This window comes from Hymenobacter busanensis (genome assembly GCF_008727865.1).
GTDB classification, from domain to species: domain Bacteria; phylum Bacteroidota; class Bacteroidia; order Cytophagales; family Hymenobacteraceae; genus Solirubrum; species Solirubrum busanense.
Window position 1 is genome coordinate 126,529 of record NZ_VTWU01000006.1, and the last position, 16,277, is coordinate 142,805.

Below are 16,277 nucleotides of genomic sequence, written 5' to 3' on the forward strand. Positions count from 1 at the left end.
TACGGCTCCTTTTGCAGTCCTGATAAAAAAATAGTCCGCTCGTCACGGCGCGATACCACACCAATGGCCGCGCCAGTTGCCGCTTTTAATGAGCAGCCTGTCGCCTGTACAACGCCTCCACAGCGCCACCTGCCGCAGCGCAAATACGGGTTTGCCCTCGTGCAAATACGGATTTTGGTCACTCGACTGGCCTGATGAAGCCGCGTGCATTTTGGCGGCTGCACCCAAGCCCAACGGTATGCGTATACGGGCTACGCCGCGGCCACCAGCCCACCGTTTCCCCGTCATGAACGTTTTCCACGAAATATTGCCCGACCACTACTTGGTTCTGTTGGCCGATGACCAACCCGCTGCTTCCGCCGCCGATTCGCTGGAGCGCTGCCTGCTTCAGGCCTCGCGCAGCCGCAAACCCCGCGTGCTGGTCGATTGCAGCCGGTTGCAGGCTTTGGCCACATCGCACCGCGACGTGCTGCTGCGCTACCACGAACGGCTCCGCCGGCGGGGCGTGCAGCTGGTGCTGGTGCAACTGAGCCATGCGGTGCAACGGGCTTTCGAAAACCTGACCGAAGACGCCCGGCCCCTGATGCTGCCGGATGCGCCGAAATCGACCAGTTCGGCCGCCTAAACCAAACGCGTCTAAACTTCTGGGTTCCATGAGCGGTTGTTCGGGGTCTTTTCCCCTACTTGCCGCCCTATGAAACTGCTCTACGGCTACCTCCGAAATTACTGGGGGTTGTTGGTGCTGGCTTTGCTGCTCGCCGCCATCAACCAGGTTTTTTCGCTGCTCGACCCCTACATTTTCCGCCAAATCATCGACCGGCACGTGGTGCCGATGGTGGGCGACGGTCCGCCCGTGGGCTTCTGGGCGTTTCTGAGCGGCGGTGCGGGCGTGCTAATTTTGAAGGCCATGGGCGTGGCCATGGTCAGCCGCATTGCCAAGAACTTCCAGGATTATTACGTGAACGTGATTACCCAGCGGCTGGGCGCGCAGCTCTATACCGATGGGCTGCGGCACTCCTTGGAACTGCCTTATCAGGTTTTTGAGGATCAACGCTCGGGCGAAACTCTGGGCAAGCTGCAGAAAGTACGTTCCGACGTCGAGAAGCTCATTCAGTCGTTTGTGAACGTGCTATTTACCTCCATCGTGGGCATCGTGTTCGTGATGTGGTACGCGGCATCGGTGTACTGGCCCATTGCGCCGGCTTACTTCCTCACCATTCCGCTCCTGGGGTTCATCAGTTCGCTGCTGAGCAAGAAAATCAAGGTGGTGCAGAAAACCATTGTGGCCGAAACCACTGCGCTGGCCGGCTCCACCACCGAAAGCCTGCGCAACATTGAGTTGGTGAAAAGCCTTGGCCTGGCGCAGCAGGAAACCGACCGGCTGAACGCCACCACCGACAAGATCCTGAAGCTGGAGCTCAAAAAAGTGCGCTACATCCGCTCCCTGTCGTTTGTGCAAGGCACGTTTGTGAACCTGCTGCGCAATGCCATTCTGCTGATGATGCTGTTTCTGGTGGTGCAGCATCGCATCACGGTGGGCGAGTTTTTCTCGCTCTTTATCTACTCGTTCGCCATTTTCGGGCCGCTGCAGGAACTGGGCAACATCATCAACGTGTACCGCGAAACCGAGGCGTCGCTGGCCAACTTCCAGCAGATTCTCGATACGCCCCGCGACGTGAAGCCCGTGGCCCCCAAAGCCATCGGCCCGCTCCGCACCCTCGACTTCGACCACGTGCGGTTTAAGCACCAGTCGGCCGGCACGGCGGCGCTCGACGGTATTTCCTTCCATACCGAGCTGGGCGAAACCATTGCTTTTGTAGGCCCTTCGGGCTCGGGCAAAACCACGCTCGTGAAGCTGCTGGTGGGGCTGTACCCGCCCGCCGAGGGGCGGATTCTGTACAACGGCGTGGCCGGCAACGAACTGGACCTCGACGCGCTGCGCGAAGAAATTGGCTTTGTGACGCAGGACACGCAGCTCTTCGCCGGCACCATTCGCGACAACCTCCGTTTTGTAGCGCCCAATGCCACCGACGAAGAATGCCTGCGCGCCCTGCACCAAGCCGCCGCCGACACGCTGCTGGCCCGCGCGCCACAGGGCCTCGATTCGGTCATTGGCGAAGGCGGCGTGAAGGTGTCGGGCGGCGAAAAGCAGCGCCTCAGCATTGCCCGCGCCTTGTTGCGCCGCCCTACCCTCCTGGTATTCGACGAGGCTACTTCGGCCCTCGACTCGCTCACCGAAGAGGAAATCAGCCGGACGGTGCGCGAGCTATCGGCCACGCGCCAGCACCTCACCATCCTGATTGCCCACCGCCTGAGCACCATTCTGCACGCCGACCGCATTTATGTGCTGGAGCGCGGCCGCGTAGCCGAGCAGGGTCGTCACGAGGAACTACTGGCCCAAAAAGGCCTCTACTACGCCATGTGGCGGCAGCAGATTGGCGAGCGGCCATCGGCGGCGCCCGCCGCTCGCAAGCTGGAAAAAGTATAGGCTTCTTCTCGCCTACCCAGCAAACGAAAAGGCCGTGCACTGCACAGTGCACGGCCTTTTCGTTTCCCGATTGATACACTTAGTTCTTGGCCAGACGTGCCCGCAGTACGGTGTTGCCGTTCGACCACTCCACCCAGTACCAGCCCGGGCGCAGGCTGGCTACCGACACCTCGGTTTGGGAAGCCGGCAGCAGCCACTGCAACTGCCGCCGGCCGGCCAGGTCGTAGAAAGTCAGCTGCACGGTGCCTTCGGTGGCCGGGCCCAGCACTTGCAGTCGGTCGGTGGCGGGGTTGGGGTACACTTGCAGTTGGCTCGTCACGTCGCCGCGCACCGAAACGACCGGCGAAAACTGCGTGCTGCCGTCTTCATCTACTTGCCGAAGCCGGTAGTAGCGTATGCCGCTCAAGGGGGCTGCGTGCAGGGCTTCGTAGCGGCGCGGGGTGTTGCTGGAGCCGGCGGCCGGCACGCGTTGTACTTCGGCCCAGTCGTCGGAAGCAAGCAAGGCAGTGGTTTCCACCCCGAAATAGGCGCTGTTTTTTTCGCTGGCAGTGGTCCATACCAAGCGGGTGCCGTGGGATGGGTTGTGGGTTGCTGTGAAGCTGACCAGCTCCACCGGCAACACCCGCGGACACACCGCGGGCACGGCGGCAGCAACGGGTGGACTTAGTGCGGGGAAAAACGGCGTACACGGATTGGTGGCGCTGTAATTAAACACGTCTAATCCGGCCGCTACGTCGCTGTCGGCGCGCAGTCGGCGCTTGTTGGTTGCGTTGGCAATGGCAAAGTGCATGACGGCCGTGGGGTCGATGATGTGCGAGAGTTGCGTGCCGTGCCCCAGCTCGTGCAGCGCCACGCTCTCGAAATCGTATTGGCTGCCAGTGGCTTGCGCCGGCCCGAATTGCCAGTTGGTACCGCTGTTGAAGGTATAGTCCATTTCCACCAGCGAAAAAGCCGTGACGCCGTTTAGGGTGCAGCCCGAGTAATACGAACTGGCAAAGCCCAGCACGCCCGTGGGCACTTCCACTGCCGAGCCGAAGCGCACCGCGTTTACGCCGTCGTTGGCGGTAGCTTCGGGAGCCGGCGTGCTGCTCACAGCCCGCCGCAGCTGCGTGGCGCAGGTCCAGGTATTGAGGGCCCGCTCGAAGGACGCCGTGGCCCCGGCCTGGTTGGTAAAGCTGGGGCTGTATTGCAGGGTATAGCCGCCTTGCCCGTCGTCGTTGATGAGCCGCGGGCGGGTGGGCGTGGTCGAGCCGCTGGCCAACGCGTTGGTGAGGGCGTAAACGACGGTCAGCGACGCCGGGCTGGTGCCCGTCTCACCATCGTTGTTGGTCACCCGAAACACGCCCGAGCCCGCAGTGCCGTTGGTGGCAATAATGAGCGACGGCACCCGCACCTGAATTTGGTTGTCGCTCCACAGCACGTAATCGGTAGGGTTGGCCGGCGCGTACATGAAGGGCGGTCCGCCTTGGTTGGCATCGGGAAACAAAACTTGTCCGTTGCCCCGCGTTGCGCCAAAATTGGTCCCGTTGATGGTGAGAACCGCCCCCGTACCGGCCGTAATGGTAGTAGGTGCAAAGCCTGAAACGACCGGCACCGCTGCGGGCCGGTGCTGCGGCAGCGGTTCGGCCAGCGCCGCATTTGCCAGCATCCGGCGCATGGGCTGCCGGGTGAGGGCGAGCAGCGCGGGGTACACCTCCGTTTCAATGGACGCGTAGCGGGTAAATGGATCGGCGGCGGTACGAGTGGTAAGGTCATAGCGGATTATCCCCTGCGGCCCGGCATATAGCCGGAAAAAGCCGGAAGCAGGGTTGGCCGGGTCAGGCTCCAGAAAAAAGACGCCTTGCTGGCCCGGTTGCAGGTTCGCAGCGGTGCTTACCACCTCGCGCCGTCCCTCCAGAGAACCGCCAGGTTCGGCCAGCTGCAAGCGGCCAGCCGGCAGCTGCCCTTGCAGCACCTGGAATACCGTCAGTTGGCTCACTGTGAAAAGGTGCTGCCCGCTGGCTACGGGTTGTTGCGCCCCAATGCCGGCCTCCACCACCAGCGGTGCGCCAGCCACGCGTTCGGCAAGCGTAACTGGCCGGAGCAAACAGCCCGATTGGGCTAGGGCGGCCGAACTGTTGGTCAACAACAAGCCTGCGAATAAGGCAAGGCACTCCCACTCGGGCAGCAGGCGTATGCGTAGCAGTAGCTTCATGAGACAGGCTGGTATTCGGGTTGACGATGGTTGACAAACAGGTGTGGCCCAGACAGTAGGATTTTACGGGACTAACAGCACGAAAAGTCGTTGGTCGACGTTCTACGTATGGCACCGAGGCTTAAAACACACTCCGTTTTTTTGGCCGGAAAGTTGCCTTCTGCCTCCTGATCCTTTGCTTTTTTTCGCATGAGCTCCACCCGCATCCTCCGTCGCCTCGCAGGTTCGTTGCTTGCCGGCTGGCTTTTGTTCACTGGTCCTGCCTCCATGGCCCAATCGTCGCAACGCGACGTATTGCGCGAAATAACCGACGTGGTGGGTCTCAAACCCCGCTTCGAGCTGCGGGCTACGTCGGACGTAGAAAACGCTGCCGCCGTGGTGTACGGCGGCAAACGATACCTGCTCTACAACCCTACTTTTGTGGCCGCCGTGAACCGCGCAGGCCGCACCGACTGGGCCGGCATCAGCATTTTGGCCCACGAAATGGGCCACCACCTCAACGGCCATACCCTGCGCGCCGGCGGCTCCAACCCCTCGGATGAGCTGGAAGCCGACGAGTTTTCGGGCTTTGTGCTCCGCAAGATGGGTGCTAGCCTGGCCGAGTCGCAAACGGCAATGGCCGTGGTAGCGCAGGAAACCGATTCGCCTACGCACCCCGGCCGTACCACCCGCCTGGCTGCCATTGGGCGCGGCTGGCAGCAGGCCAACGGCCAAATTGTGGCCAGTGCCCGCACGTCGGCACCTTCGTCGGCGCCGGTAGCTGTAGCCCAGCGCCCGGTGGTACAGCCTGGTCGCCCCACCACGCCGGTGGTGCAGGCGTCGTCGGCCCCGGTTAGCGTGGTAGGCAAGCTCACGTTCCACAACAGCCCGCAGGATATGCTCTTCGTTACCAATCGGCTGAGCGTGGTGCGTTTCGACCCAGCCGACCACACCACCGAGGTGGTGGGCCGCCTTACCCGTTCCACCAGCGCCGACTTCCCGTTTGTGCTCGTTGATGCCCAGCAGCGCCGCCTTTTTGTGAGTGCCCAAGGCGGCATCTACAACACGCAGGGCCAGCAAATTGGCCGTATGTCCGACCCGTCGTAAGCCGTTTGCAGCGGCGTTTGCTCAGCCGGCATCCGAATCTGGATGCCGGCTTTTTTTGCTTGCGCGCGGTGTTGGGGCACGTTTTTCGGCAGCGCGTTGGTGAATGTTTGCAGCCGAAAAAGTGTTTTCAACCCACGGCAGCTGGCACACGGCCGCGCTGCACTCATCCTCAATTCGTTTCCGTGCCAGAGCTACCCGAAGTCGAAACCTACCGCCGCTTTCTCGACGAACTCGTATTGGGCCAGACCATTGCGGCCGTGGAAATCCTGGATGCCAAAGTGCTGGCCGTGGAAGCCGACACCCTGCGCCGCGAAGTTTCCGGGGCCGCCGTTACCGCCACGCGTCGCCTGGGTAAAAACTGTTTTCTGGAGTTGTCGACGGGCAAGGTGCTGGTGCTGCACTTTGGCATGACCGGCGACGTGGGCGCCTACCGCGACGACTACGACCGGCCCCGCTTCACGCGGGTGGCCCTGCACCTGGACAGTGGCTTGCGCATCGCCTTCATCGACCCGCGCAAGTTTGGCCGTATTCGGCTGACCGACAGCGTAGCCGCTTTCCAGCTGGCCAAAAAGTTGGGACCCGATGCACTAGAGCTGACGGCCGCGGAGTTGCAGACGGCGCTGGCGCGCAAGAAAACCCTGCTCAAGCCGCTGCTGCTCGATCAGCGCCTAACGGCCGGCCTCGGCAACTGGATTGTCGACGAAGTCTTGTTTCAGGCGGCAGTGCACCCCGAGCGGCGGGCCAATACGCTGGAGCCGGCCGAGGTGGAACGGGTGCACGCGGCGGTGCAATTGGTATTGCACACAGCCATCGAGCAAGAAGCCACCTACCGGCAGTTTCCGGCTTCGTTTCTGATTCATGCCCGCGAGTGGGACGAGTCGCCCGACCCGCACTCCGATGCCCACGAGTATTGCCCGCGCGACCGAGCCCCAATTGTAAAAAAGTATGTCGGCGGGCGGGCCACCTATTATTGCCCGACTTGTCAGCCTACGCCATCGGAGGAATAGCCAATAGTAAATCAGCATAAAAAGCCATCTACAGCATATGTAAATGGCTTTTTCCTTTTCCAAAGATTCCGCTATAGTCCGAAACCAGAATTTACTTTTACATATATAAAATTTCAATTATTGTCTTTTTCCGATATGTCCTGAACTAATCGGCATCGCCTCTAGGTTAGGCTTTCAACTTGAAGTACCGGACGAACCGGGCGCTACGAGGAGGACTTGTGCTGCTGCTATCGAAAAGACGCCTACTGAGTAATGTCGCTCATCATTCTTCATCCAAAACCCCAACCGTTCTTCATGAAGAAACTGTCTGTTTACCTGAGCTTGGCAATGGCCTTTGCGGGCCTGGCCGCATGTGAGAAGAATTTAGAGGAGGTAGCGCAGCCCAAAGCCCAATCGGTAGCGGCAGCAGCAACAGCTCAGTCGCCCAAGCAACTGCTGACGGCTTCGACCTGGCGCCAGACCGACTTCGCCACCACGCACCTGGATGCCGCGTCGCAACAGGTAGTAACGTCGAGCCTGTTTGCCCGCTTCAAGCCGGCCCAGCGCGACAACATCACCCAGTTTACCACCGATGGTCGCTACGTACTCGATGAGGGTGCCAGCAAAGTCAACGATGCCGTTGCGCAGCAAAAGAATGGCACCTACTCGCTGAGCGAAGACGGCAAGACCCTGAACGTAACCTTGCCTGATATTCAGCGCCACTACACCGTGGAAGAGCTGTCGGACAACAAGTTGCGCCTGAAACTGACCGATGGTGAAGGCGCCAGCGCCGTGTCGTACATCACCACCTTCACGCACTAACACCGAACCCCAGGGGCTGCCAAGCCCTGCTGCGTCCACCTGCAGCACCGACGCCCGGCCCCCAAGGCCGGGCGTTTTGGCGTTTGGGCAAGGCCACGTTGCGCGGGTTTGACAACCGAGCCGGCACACGCTAGTGCATGTTGCCCAGTCCGCCGCCTACCGAAAACATGGCGGCGCACGCTCCAAAACCGATAATCAGGATCAGTAAGGCACTGAGGAAATACGGCGCCGCGCTGCGGCCGATTCTTTTGGGCGCAACCAATGCCACAGTGCCCAGCAGCAGGTTCACAAGCGCCTGAATGCTATAGCCCAGCGCAAATAATACGGTACTGCCGTTGTCGGTCATTTTTGCGAGGGCCCCCAGTAGAACCGCGGAGCCCAGCAAAATCAACAGGTTGTTGCGCAGCACATGGCTTTTGGGCGCGGGAGCATCGGGTTCCATGAGACTGTATGCTTGCCGTTTAACCGATGAATAGTCCTCTCCTTCAGTGGGTCCATTACGCGAGTTGCTACACGCGCTCGGCGCGTAGTTCTTCCAGCCGCGCCAGCTTTTCCGGGTCGCGGTAGAAGATGTTCATGGTTTCGAAAGGAATGATTTTGCGGTCCTTGGAAATGATGTGTACGCAGGACTTCTTCACGGCGCGCACGTCGAAATTCCAGGCGTCCATGAACTGCAGGATGATGACGCGAAACAGGTTTTCGTAGCGCAACTCGGGAGCCTTCACCAGCGGCAGGCAGCACAAAATCTGGTTTAGCTCGGGCGTGATGGTGTCCACGGTGTTGGCCGTGCTGAAGAGCCGCAGCAGGTGGTTGCGCAGGCCGGCGTCGCGTTCGTAGACGATGGTGTTGCCGGCGTTTTGGAGCAGGTCGGCGGGCTGAATGTAGCGCGTGAGCGGAAACACTTCGCCATCGAGCTTCAGGGCGTAGCCCATCACCAGCGCATCGGGGTTGCAGGGCACGGGCAGCAGGTCCTGGGCCGAGAAAACCGGGCTTTGATCGAGGATGGCCTGGCGCACGTCGGTGAGGGAAAACCGGTCGGTTTCGGGGTCGAAGTGCTCGAGGCGGCCAGCGGCCTGCGTGGGCTGAAACGTGACGCCGCGCACGCACCGCTGCTGCAGCGCGAAGTCGATGATCTGGCCTACTTCGTCGTCGTTCAGCCCCTTTTGCAAGGTGGCCACCAGCGTGGTGCTCAGGTTGTACTTGTTCAGATGGGCCAAGGCATCGAGGCGCACCTGGCGCAGGTCGCGGCCGCGCATGGTTTCCAGTACCTCTTGCCGAAACGAGTCGAACTGCAAATACACCTCAAAAGCCGGCATGTAGCTAGCCAGTCGCGCCACAAAGGCTTCGTCCTTGGCCAGCCGCACGCCGTTGGTATTCACCATCAGGTGCTTGATGGGCTTGCGCTTGCACATGTCCAGGATTTCCCAGAACTGCGGGTGCAGCGTCGGTTCGCCGCCCGAAATCTGCACCACGTCCGGCTCGCCTTCGTTGGCCACCAGCACGTCAATCATGGCCTCCACTTCTTCCAGGGTGCGGTGCCGGCCGTGGGTGGGGCTGCTTTCGGCGTAGCAGGTGGGGCAGGTGAGGTTGCAGCGGTCGGTTATTTCCACCACCGTGAGGCAGGAGTGCTGCTCGTGGTCGGCGCAGAGGCCACAGTCGTAGGGGCAGCCGTAATGCGTGGCGGTGTTGAAGCGGCGCGGCACCTCGCTCGGCTTCACGTAGTTGCGGATGCTCTTGTAGTACTCCACATCGGACGCAATGCGCACTTTCTGCCGGCCGTGCTCGGGGCAGCGCTTGAGCATGTACACCGCGTTGTCTTCGAAGACAATCTTGGCCTCGATGCGCCGCAGGCAGTGCGGGCAAAGGCTCAGGGTGAAGTCGTAGTAGGTATAGGGGCGCTCGGGCATGGGTAGGCCACGGGCGGAAAGGCGGCATCGACCCTGCGGCGGAGAAATATAGCGAGGTAAAATGGCAAGCCTACAAATGGCTGGCCCTACTCGCCGTACCACTACTTCGCCACCGAATACTTCAGCGCCTTGCTCACCTGCGGAAACGCCTGGCGCACGGTGTCGGCATCTTTTCCCGAAGTGTCGAGGAAGTACCAATTCTGACCTTTGTCCGCCGAAAACGCAATCAGCGTCGATTTTACGGTGGTGCCGCCGCTGGGCAGCTGCATATCTGTGATTTGCGGCACCGTGCATTGCAGCTCGCCATTGTTGGTGCTGATGACGGCAGAAGGTTCGCCGTAACGCACACCGCGCACCTTCATTCCTTGCCCTTCCATACCGGTAATGCCTTTGCGCAGCTCCTCGGCCATGGCCTGCGGCCCGCCGGCCATCTTCACCATATCGGGGTGCATAAAGCGCACGAACGATGCGTAATCGTGCTTCACGAAGGCCGTGCCCATGGCATTGACCTGCGTTTTGAGGCGCTGCCTGCGGCCAGCATCGTCGAGGGGCTTGCTTTGCGCGAAGCCCGCTGTGGCAGCTAGCAACAGCAGCAGCAGGTGGCCGAGCCAGAGCAGGCGTTTCTTCGAGTCAGCTGCTTGGGGAAGGAATAGGATTAGCGTCACAGTGGGGTTCAACTAGGAGTGTTTCCTTCAAAGATAACAGCCGACGCGCCCGGTTTTCGGCGGCGGTCGGTGGCCCATAGCCAAGCGTAGTACGCCAGTCCCGCCACGCAGGCCCACTGAATGGCCGTCAGCCCCAGGCCCGGCAGCGGCGGGGTAGGCTTGATGGACTCCGCCCACAGCCGAAACAGCAGGTACGCCACCATCAGCAGCCGAAAACGCCAGCCGTCGGGCAACGGCCGGCGGCGCTCGGTCAGCCAGAGGGCGGCGACCAGCAGTAGCCAGAACCCGATTTCGTAGAGGTTGGTGGGGTGGCGCGGCACGCCGTCGCCGAAGTCAATGGCCCAGGGCAGCGCGGTGGCAGTACCGAAGGTGCCGTCGTCGAGGCCGGAGAGAAAACAACCGATTCGTCCCAGCACCATGCCCAGAATCAGCGGGTACACCATCAGGTCGCCCGACGACGCGGTGACGCCGAGCCGATTTTTGGTCAGCTCCACGCCTATCAAACCGCCGAGCAGGCCACCGACGATGGTTTTGTTGGTGAAGTAGTAGAGCCAGCCGCCGGGCGGGTGCAACAGCTCGTGCGGGTGTTCCAGCAGCCCGAGCAGGCGCGACCCCAGCAAGGCACCGGCGGCCGCGCCCACAAAAATCCAGAGGCGGTGCTCGGTGCTGATGCGGTCGGCGGCGTGCTGACGCAGGTGCGTGTAGAGGCGGTAGCCGAGCGAGTAGGCCAGCACCTCAAAGAGCAAATGCACCGGCAGCGTGAGCGGCCCGAGGGAAAGTTGAACGGGAAACGTCAAATGGCGGCGGGTTGGCGCCGGGCGCGAGGGGCGCCCGGCGCCATCAAGTTAGTCGGCCGATTCGGTCAGGCAAGCGGCCTGGCGCAGCTGTCGTTGCACGGCAGGCAGCGTGGGCAGCAGTTGCTCGAAGGAGTCGAGCACGAAGTAAGTGGTCTGGAACACGTCTTTGCGGAAAGCCGTGTCGAGCACCTGGGCTATGTCGAACGGCTGGCGCGTGGGCTCGGGACCGAGGCTGTAACGGGTTTCGCCGGCCGACGACAGGATGCCCGCGCCGTAGATGCGCGCCGCGCCGCTGCCGGCGTCACGAATCAGGCCAAACTCCACCGTGAACCAGTACAGCCGGGCCAGCAGCTCCGCGGCTCCGGCATCGGAGGCGTGCAGCGTGCCGATGTGGCCGAGCTGGTGCAGGAAGCGGCAAAAGCTGAGGTTGGTGAGCAAGGGCACGTGGCCGAACACGTCGTGAAACATGTCGGGTTCTTCGAGGTAGTCCAGCTCGGAAAGCTTGCGCAGCCACGTGGTAGCGGGGAATTTGCGGGCGGCCAGCAAGCCGAAGAACACGGCGTCGTCGACGATGCCGGGCACAGCCACCAACTCCCAGCCCGTGAGCCGGCGCAACACCTGGTTGGTCTGGCGGAAATCGGGGATGCGGTCGGCCGTGAAGCCGATGCGGGCCAAGCCTTCCATAAACTCGGGCGCCGCTCGACCGGGCAGGGCCTGGAGTTGGCGTTCGAACAAGAGCTGCCATACGTGGCGGTCTTCGGCGGTGTACTGGTCGTAGTGTTGTTGCAGAGCGTTCATGGTGGTTCGCATTGGGGTTGGGAGAAAACGAAAAAGCCCCATTCCGGAATCGGAATGGGGCGAGTATGAGTCGGTTCTTCGGAGACGTTAGGGAGTCTGCTCAGGTGCCGTCGCGCATACACGACCGATGCCGAAGCCGGAGGGCTGGCAGGTCGGGTAATAATAATAGAACGACTGGCGGAAGCGGGACATGCGGCAAAGATGGTGATTTTTGGCTGATAGTTAATAGCTATTGGCCATCGGATGTGAGCCAACAGCTAGCAGCCATCAGCTCATAGCTTTCAGCTGCCTCAAGCCGGGTAGGCCGGGTGGTTGCCCAGCTCGTTGTTCTGCTTTTCGGCTTTGCGGGTGAGGGCGGTTAGCCAGGAGCGCGTCACATCCGATTCGCTCTGGTAGCCGCGCTGGCGCACGTTGCCCAGGTCGCCGGCGTGGTCGGGCAGGGCGCGGTTGATCCAGCTCAGGGCGTTGATGGTGGTGCCCGGCGCCAGGCCATGCGCCAACGACAGCAGCTTGGCGGGCAGCCCCAGAATCAGCTCGGCGTCGCCGCGGCGGCAGGCGTTCCAGATGCTGCGGGCGGCGTATTCGGCGCTGACGGTGAGCCCCGGCAACGAGTCGGCAATCATAAACCAGCCGAACTCCTTCTCGTGCTGGCCCTTCACCACGGCCTGGCGGGCCGAGCCGGTGCGCATCAGGCCGGGGCACACGGTGGTTACGTGCACGCCGTAGCGCAGCATTTCGGAGCGAAACCCTTCGGAGAGGCCCACGAGGGCAAATTTGCTGGCGCAGTAGGGCGCCATGTGCGGCACGGCCACTTTGCCGCCGAGCGAGGCCACGTTTACGATGCGGCCTTCGCGGCGGCTCATCATGTCGGGCAATACGGCGTGCATGGCGTGCAGCGGCGCCCAGAAGTGCGTATTCATCGACTCCTGGTAGTCGCGCTCTTCCATGTGCTCGAGCGGGCCGCCGGTAATGATGCCGGCGTTGTTGATCAGCACATCCACTGGCCCGAAAGCCTGCTTGACTTCGGCCACGAGGGTGCGCACTTCCGTTTCGCTGGTCAGGTCGCGGGCCAGGGCCAGCACCTCGGCGCCGTCGGCGGCCAGCTCTTGGCGGGCGCGCTCCAGTTCGTCGGCGTCGCGGGCGCAAATGGCCACGCGGGCGCCCTCGGCCACGGCCTGGCGGGCCAGCACCAGCCCGAGGCCGCGCGAGCCGCCGGTGATGAGAACGACGCGGCCGCTAAGGCGGTAGGAACCGCGGCGCGACGACCAGAGCGCGGCCGCCACGGCGGCCAAGCCAGCCGCAGCCAGCCAGGAAGTGCGGGTGTGCTTCATGCTGCTATTCTATGGATGCGCGCCGGAAAGGTTACACCGGGGCCCCACGCCTGCCGCCAAACCCGCCCGCTGCGGGAATAAAACCGGCGCCGGTTGCGTTAGGGGCTGCGTGCATCGGTCTGGCACGCTATTTTCGTGCAACCGATTTCCGCCGGCGGACCGCCCGCTTGTTACCGCTCACCCTTCCCCACTTTGCCATGAAACGCACCTTGTTCGCCGCCCTGCTGCTGCTCGCCGCACCCGCGGCGTGGGCGCAGACGACCACCGTCAAAACCAAAACCAAGTCGGACGCTGCCGGCACGTCGGTAAAAACCAAAGGGCCGGCCGCCGCGCCCGCTGCCCCGCCGCTCGACGACGCCAAAATCGAAGCCAAAGCCCGCGAGCTGACGCTGAACCTGAAGCAGGGCTTGAGCCTGACGCCGCAGCAGGAAGTGAAAGTGCAGGAGATTAACGTGCGCAGCATTCGGCAGGTGGAAACCGCCCGCGCCGAAAACCGCACCGACCTGCGCAAGCTCAACCTCTTGATTGAGGACATTGGGCAGGCCCGCCTCGCGGCGCTGAAAGACGCCCTGACGCCGGCCCAGTTTGCGCGCTACCAGCAGCAGCGCGAAAAGAAAATGGGTATTCCCAACGTGCAGGGCGCCCAGGGCAACCCCGTGCCGGGCCTGCGCGGCGAAGAATAGCCGCCGCGCAAACCGCAGCTTTAGAAACGAAAGCAACCGTTGCACTGCGCTGCGACGGTTGCTTTTGCGCTTCATGCAGCTTCCCGTTTTGCGGGAAGACTGATTTCGAACGTCAGGTGGACCTCTATTTCGCGGGGCGGCATCCGACGCTTTTCAGCATCCCTTGCGTCTCGCGGGATGGCGCATGACGGATGAAAGGTGGGCTTCCTGCGAAACGGAAGCCTTAGTGGCCGAATGTGTCGAAGGCCAGTTTAGCAATGATGGCGCAGACGACCACCAGAAACAGCACCCGCACAAAGCCCACGCCGCTGCGCACGGCCAGCCGGGCACCGAGCGTGGAGCCCAGCATGTTGCACACGGCCATGGGCACGGCAATGTGCCAGATGATTTGGCCGGTGTAGGCAAAAAACAGCACGCTGGCGAAGTTGGTGGCCATGTTCACCAGCTTGGCCGAAGCCGAGGCACTCAGGAAATCGTACCCGAACAAGCCCACGAAAGCAAAGAGCAGAAAGCTGCCGGTACCGGGGCCGAAAAAGCCGTCGTAGAAGCCCAGCCCCACGCCCACCAGCACGCCGTAGAGCGGTTCGCGCTGCGCGGAGAGGCGCGGGGCGTGAATCGAGCCGAAATCCTTGCGCCAGAAGGTGTAGACGGCAATGACCACCAGCAGGCCCAGCACCAGCGGCCGGAGCAGCTCGGAGGGCAGCAGGCTGACAACCCTCGCCCCCAAAAACGAGAAAATGCCCGCCGCCACCGCTGCCGAACCCACGGCCGGCCACCGAATGGGCACGTGCCCGGCGTAGCGCCGAAACGCTGCCGTGGTGCCCGCCAACGACGATATTTTGCCGGTACCCAGCACCGTGGGCACCGGCACCCCCTTGAGCAGCAGCAGCATGGCCGGCAGCTGAATCAGCCCGCCGCCGCCCACGATGGAATCAATAAAGCCGGCCAGAAAAGCGGCGGCGCACAGCAGCAGAAGCGTGGTATCGAGAATCGACATGGGCGGCGAAGATAACAGGCGCCGCGCCGCGTATGGGCCGCAACTTCTGCGCTTGCCGCCACGCCGGTGTAACAACCCGGGCCGGTTGGGGGTTGATAGGCTTCACCTCGTGCTGTCATAGCTTATCATGGATTCCCTTTCCCATCGCCCGCTCCGCCTGAGTGTGCTCGATCAGTCTCCCATTCGGCAGGGCGCCACGGCCCGGCAGGCGCTGCAGGAAACCCTGCAGCTGGCCCAGCTCTGCGACCGGCTCGGCTACCACCGCTTCTGGGTATCGGAGCACCACAACACGGCTTTCTTGGCCGGCTCGTCGCCCGAAGTGCTCATTGCCCACCTGGCAGGCCACACCCAGCACATTCGGGTGGGCTCGGGCGGCGTGATGCTGCCGCACTATTCGGCCCTGAAGGTGGCGGAGAATTTCCGCCTGCTCGAAGCCCTCTTTCCCGGCCGCATCGACCTGGGCATGGGCCGTGCCCCCGGCGCCGACCGCCTCACGGCCCACGTGCTGAACCCCGCCAACACCTTCCGCGACGAAGATTTTGCCGAGCAGTTGATGGACCTGCGGGCCTACCTGCGCGACGAGCAAGTGCCCGACACGGTGCACATGAAAGTGCAGGCGCACCCCCAAACCGATACCGCGCCCGAGCTGTGGCTGCTGAGCTCCAGCGGACAGAGCGGGCTGTTTGCGGCGCACTTGGGCATGGGCTTTTCGTTTGCGCAGTTCATCAACCCCCACGGCGGTCCGGCCATGATGCAGCTCTACCGGGAGCGGTTTCAGCCCTCGGCCGAACTGGCCGTGCCCACCGCCAACGTGGCGCTGTTCGTGCTCTGCGCCGATACCGACGAGAAGGCCCGGCAGCTACAAGCCTCGCTCGATTTGCAGCTGCTGCGCATCGGCCGGGCCGACCGCACCGGCTTCCCCACCTACGAGGAAGCCCGCCGCTACGACTACTCCGTGGAGGAGCTGGGCCAACTTCAGCACAACCGCCAGCGCTACGTGTGCGGCACGCCCGAACAGGTGAAAAAGCAGCTCGAAAACCTGGCCCGCAGCTACGGCGTCGACGAGGTGGTGGCCACCACCATTACCGCCGATTTTGCCGACCGGCTGCGCTCCTACGAGCTGCTGGCTGAGGTATTTGCCGTGCCGGCGCACCACTAGCATTCGTTCACGTCACCATCAAAGCCCGCGCTCCGCCACGGCGGAACCGCGGGCTTTGCCGTACACTTGCTTTTTGCGCGCCTGCCCCTTGCTGCCATGAACCGCCCCACTCCCACTCGCTCCGCGTTCCTGTATTGGCTTGCGGCCGCTGCCTGCCTGCTGGTGGTGGGGGCCGATGTGGTAGCGGGCAATGGCAGTAAAATCGTTGGTTCGCTGGCGCTGTTTGGCTCGTTTCTGCTGCTGGCTTTCTTCCCCAACGGAGCCAGTCGCCCGCGCTGGGTGGGCTGGGTATCAATGGGCCTGGTGTTGGTGGCCCTGGTGAGCCTCGCCTACCGCCTCGCCCGCCCGACCAGCTAACCTCCGC

General features: G+C 62.7%; 16 protein-coding genes. 8 read left to right on the forward strand and 8 right to left on the reverse strand.

What is annotated here, in order from left to right; genetic code table 11:
- Window positions 1–286: 286 nt before the first annotated feature.
- A complete protein-coding gene (locus F0P96_RS21055) occupies window positions 287–625 on the forward strand; it encodes an STAS domain-containing protein (protein ID WP_160619905.1) in 339 nt (112 codons plus the stop codon).
- A 69-nt stretch (window positions 626–694) separates the two neighbouring features.
- Window positions 695–2,488 (forward strand): ABC transporter ATP-binding protein, encoded by a 1,794-nt coding sequence (locus F0P96_RS16355; protein ID WP_151079999.1) that lies wholly within the window; start codon window positions 695–697, stop codon window positions 2,486–2,488.
- A 79-nt stretch (window positions 2,489–2,567) separates the two neighbouring features.
- On the opposite strand, the gene F0P96_RS16360 is transcribed toward F0P96_RS16355, so the two are convergent.
- A complete protein-coding gene (locus tag F0P96_RS16360) occupies window positions 2,568–4,682 on the reverse strand; it encodes a matrixin family metalloprotease (protein ID WP_151080000.1) in 2,115 nt (704 codons plus the stop codon).
- Window positions 4,683–4,871: 189 nt separating this feature from the next.
- On the opposite strand from F0P96_RS16360, the gene F0P96_RS16365 reads away from it, so the two are divergent.
- The 3 genes from F0P96_RS16365 to F0P96_RS16375 all read left to right on the forward strand — a co-directional run bounded on the left by F0P96_RS16365 (window position 4,872) and on the right by F0P96_RS16375 (window position 7,576).
- Window positions 4,872–5,768: a M48 family metalloprotease gene (locus F0P96_RS16365; RefSeq protein WP_151080001.1), complete on the forward strand. Its 897-nt coding sequence runs from the start codon at window positions 4,872–4,874 to the stop codon at window positions 5,766–5,768.
- 182 nt (window positions 5,769–5,950) lie between these two features.
- On the forward strand, window positions 5,951–6,775 hold the full coding sequence (gene mutM / locus F0P96_RS16370; RefSeq protein ID WP_151080002.1) for a DNA-formamidopyrimidine glycosylase: 825 nt from the start codon (window positions 5,951–5,953) through the stop codon (window positions 6,773–6,775).
- A gap of 294 nt (window positions 6,776–7,069) precedes the next feature.
- On the forward strand, window positions 7,070–7,576 hold the full coding sequence (locus tag F0P96_RS16375) for a hypothetical protein (protein WP_151080003.1): 507 nt from the start codon (window positions 7,070–7,072) through the stop codon (window positions 7,574–7,576).
- A 130-nt stretch (window positions 7,577–7,706) separates the two neighbouring features.
- Here F0P96_RS16375 and F0P96_RS16380 read toward each other — a convergent pair whose 3' ends face one another.
- From F0P96_RS16380 to F0P96_RS16405, 6 genes are all read right to left on the reverse strand, one after another.
- A complete protein-coding gene (locus F0P96_RS16380) occupies window positions 7,707–7,985 on the reverse strand; it encodes a hypothetical protein (RefSeq protein WP_151080004.1) in 279 nt (92 codons plus the stop codon).
- A gap of 100 nt (window positions 7,986–8,085) precedes the next feature.
- Window positions 8,086–9,483 carry a radical SAM protein gene (locus tag F0P96_RS16385; RefSeq protein WP_151080005.1) on the reverse strand — a complete coding sequence of 466 codons (1,398 nt, stop codon included), beginning with the start codon at window positions 9,481–9,483 and terminating at the stop codon, window positions 8,086–8,088.
- 101 nt (window positions 9,484–9,584) lie between these two features.
- Window positions 9,585–10,148, reverse strand: coding sequence for a hypothetical protein (locus F0P96_RS16390; protein WP_151080006.1), 564 nt, complete (start codon window positions 10,146–10,148; stop codon window positions 9,585–9,587).
- 8 nt (window positions 10,149–10,156) lie between these two features.
- Entirely contained in the window at window positions 10,157–10,945 is a 789-nt protein-coding gene (locus tag F0P96_RS16395; protein WP_151080007.1) for a prolipoprotein diacylglyceryl transferase, read from the reverse strand.
- 48 nt (window positions 10,946–10,993) lie between these two features.
- Complete coding sequence (gene phhA / locus F0P96_RS16400) at window positions 10,994–11,743, reverse strand: phenylalanine 4-monooxygenase (protein WP_151080008.1); 750 nt, start codon at window positions 11,741–11,743, stop codon at window positions 10,994–10,996.
- Between the two features lie 290 nt (window positions 11,744–12,033).
- Complete coding sequence (locus F0P96_RS16405) at window positions 12,034–13,074, reverse strand: SDR family NAD(P)-dependent oxidoreductase (protein WP_151080009.1); 1,041 nt, start codon at window positions 13,072–13,074, stop codon at window positions 12,034–12,036.
- A gap of 197 nt (window positions 13,075–13,271) precedes the next feature.
- Here F0P96_RS16405 and F0P96_RS16410 point away from each other — a divergent pair, with 197 nt between their 5' ends.
- Window positions 13,272–13,757 carry a hypothetical protein gene (locus tag F0P96_RS16410; RefSeq protein ID WP_151080010.1) on the forward strand — a complete coding sequence of 162 codons (486 nt, stop codon included), beginning with the start codon at window positions 13,272–13,274 and terminating at the stop codon, window positions 13,755–13,757.
- A 223-nt stretch (window positions 13,758–13,980) separates the two neighbouring features.
- On the opposite strand, the gene F0P96_RS16415 is transcribed toward F0P96_RS16410, so the two are convergent.
- Complete coding sequence (locus F0P96_RS16415; RefSeq protein ID WP_151080011.1) at window positions 13,981–14,754, reverse strand: sulfite exporter TauE/SafE family protein; 774 nt, start codon at window positions 14,752–14,754, stop codon at window positions 13,981–13,983.
- 127 nt (window positions 14,755–14,881) lie between these two features.
- Between F0P96_RS16415 and F0P96_RS16420 the strand changes: the two genes are divergently transcribed.
- The gene (locus F0P96_RS16420) at window positions 14,882–15,913 is read left to right on the forward strand and encodes an LLM class flavin-dependent oxidoreductase (RefSeq protein WP_151080012.1); all 1,032 of its coding nucleotides are present in this window, start codon (window positions 14,882–14,884) and stop codon (window positions 15,911–15,913) included.
- 96 nt (window positions 15,914–16,009) lie between these two features.
- Window positions 16,010–16,270, forward strand: a complete 261-nt coding sequence (locus F0P96_RS16425) for a hypothetical protein (RefSeq protein ID WP_151080013.1) — start codon at window positions 16,010–16,012, stop codon at window positions 16,268–16,270.
- Window positions 16,271–16,277 lie beyond the last annotated feature (7 nt).

Bases quoted from the DNA above. Each gene is read 5' to 3' on its own strand.
- F0P96_RS16355 (WP_151079999.1), top strand. From the start codon at position 695: ATGAAACTGCTCTACGGCTACCTCCGAAATTACTGGGGGTTGTTGGTG.
- F0P96_RS16405 (WP_151080009.1), bottom strand. From the start codon at position 13,074: ATGAAGCACACCCGCACTTCCTGGCTGGCTGCGGCTGGCTTGGCCGCC.
- F0P96_RS21055 (WP_160619905.1), top strand. From the start codon at position 287: ATGAACGTTTTCCACGAAATATTGCCCGACCACTACTTGGTTCTGTTG.
- phhA (WP_151080008.1), bottom strand. From the start codon at position 11,743: ATGAACGCTCTGCAACAACACTACGACCAGTACACCGCCGAAGACCGC.
- F0P96_RS16410 (WP_151080010.1), top strand. From the start codon at position 13,272: ATGAAACGCACCTTGTTCGCCGCCCTGCTGCTGCTCGCCGCACCCGCG.
- F0P96_RS16420 (WP_151080012.1), top strand. From the start codon at position 14,882: ATGGATTCCCTTTCCCATCGCCCGCTCCGCCTGAGTGTGCTCGATCAG.
- F0P96_RS16360 (WP_151080000.1), bottom strand. From the start codon at position 4,682: ATGAAGCTACTGCTACGCATACGCCTGCTGCCCGAGTGGGAGTGCCTT.
- F0P96_RS16425 (WP_151080013.1), top strand. From the start codon at position 16,010: ATGAACCGCCCCACTCCCACTCGCTCCGCGTTCCTGTATTGGCTTGCG.
- F0P96_RS16385 (WP_151080005.1), bottom strand. From the start codon at position 9,483: ATGCCCGAGCGCCCCTATACCTACTACGACTTCACCCTGAGCCTTTGC.
- F0P96_RS16365 (WP_151080001.1), top strand. From the start codon at position 4,872: ATGAGCTCCACCCGCATCCTCCGTCGCCTCGCAGGTTCGTTGCTTGCC.
- F0P96_RS16375 (WP_151080003.1), top strand. From the start codon at position 7,070: ATGAAGAAACTGTCTGTTTACCTGAGCTTGGCAATGGCCTTTGCGGGC.
- F0P96_RS16415 (WP_151080011.1), bottom strand. From the start codon at position 14,754: ATGTCGATTCTCGATACCACGCTTCTGCTGCTGTGCGCCGCCGCTTTT.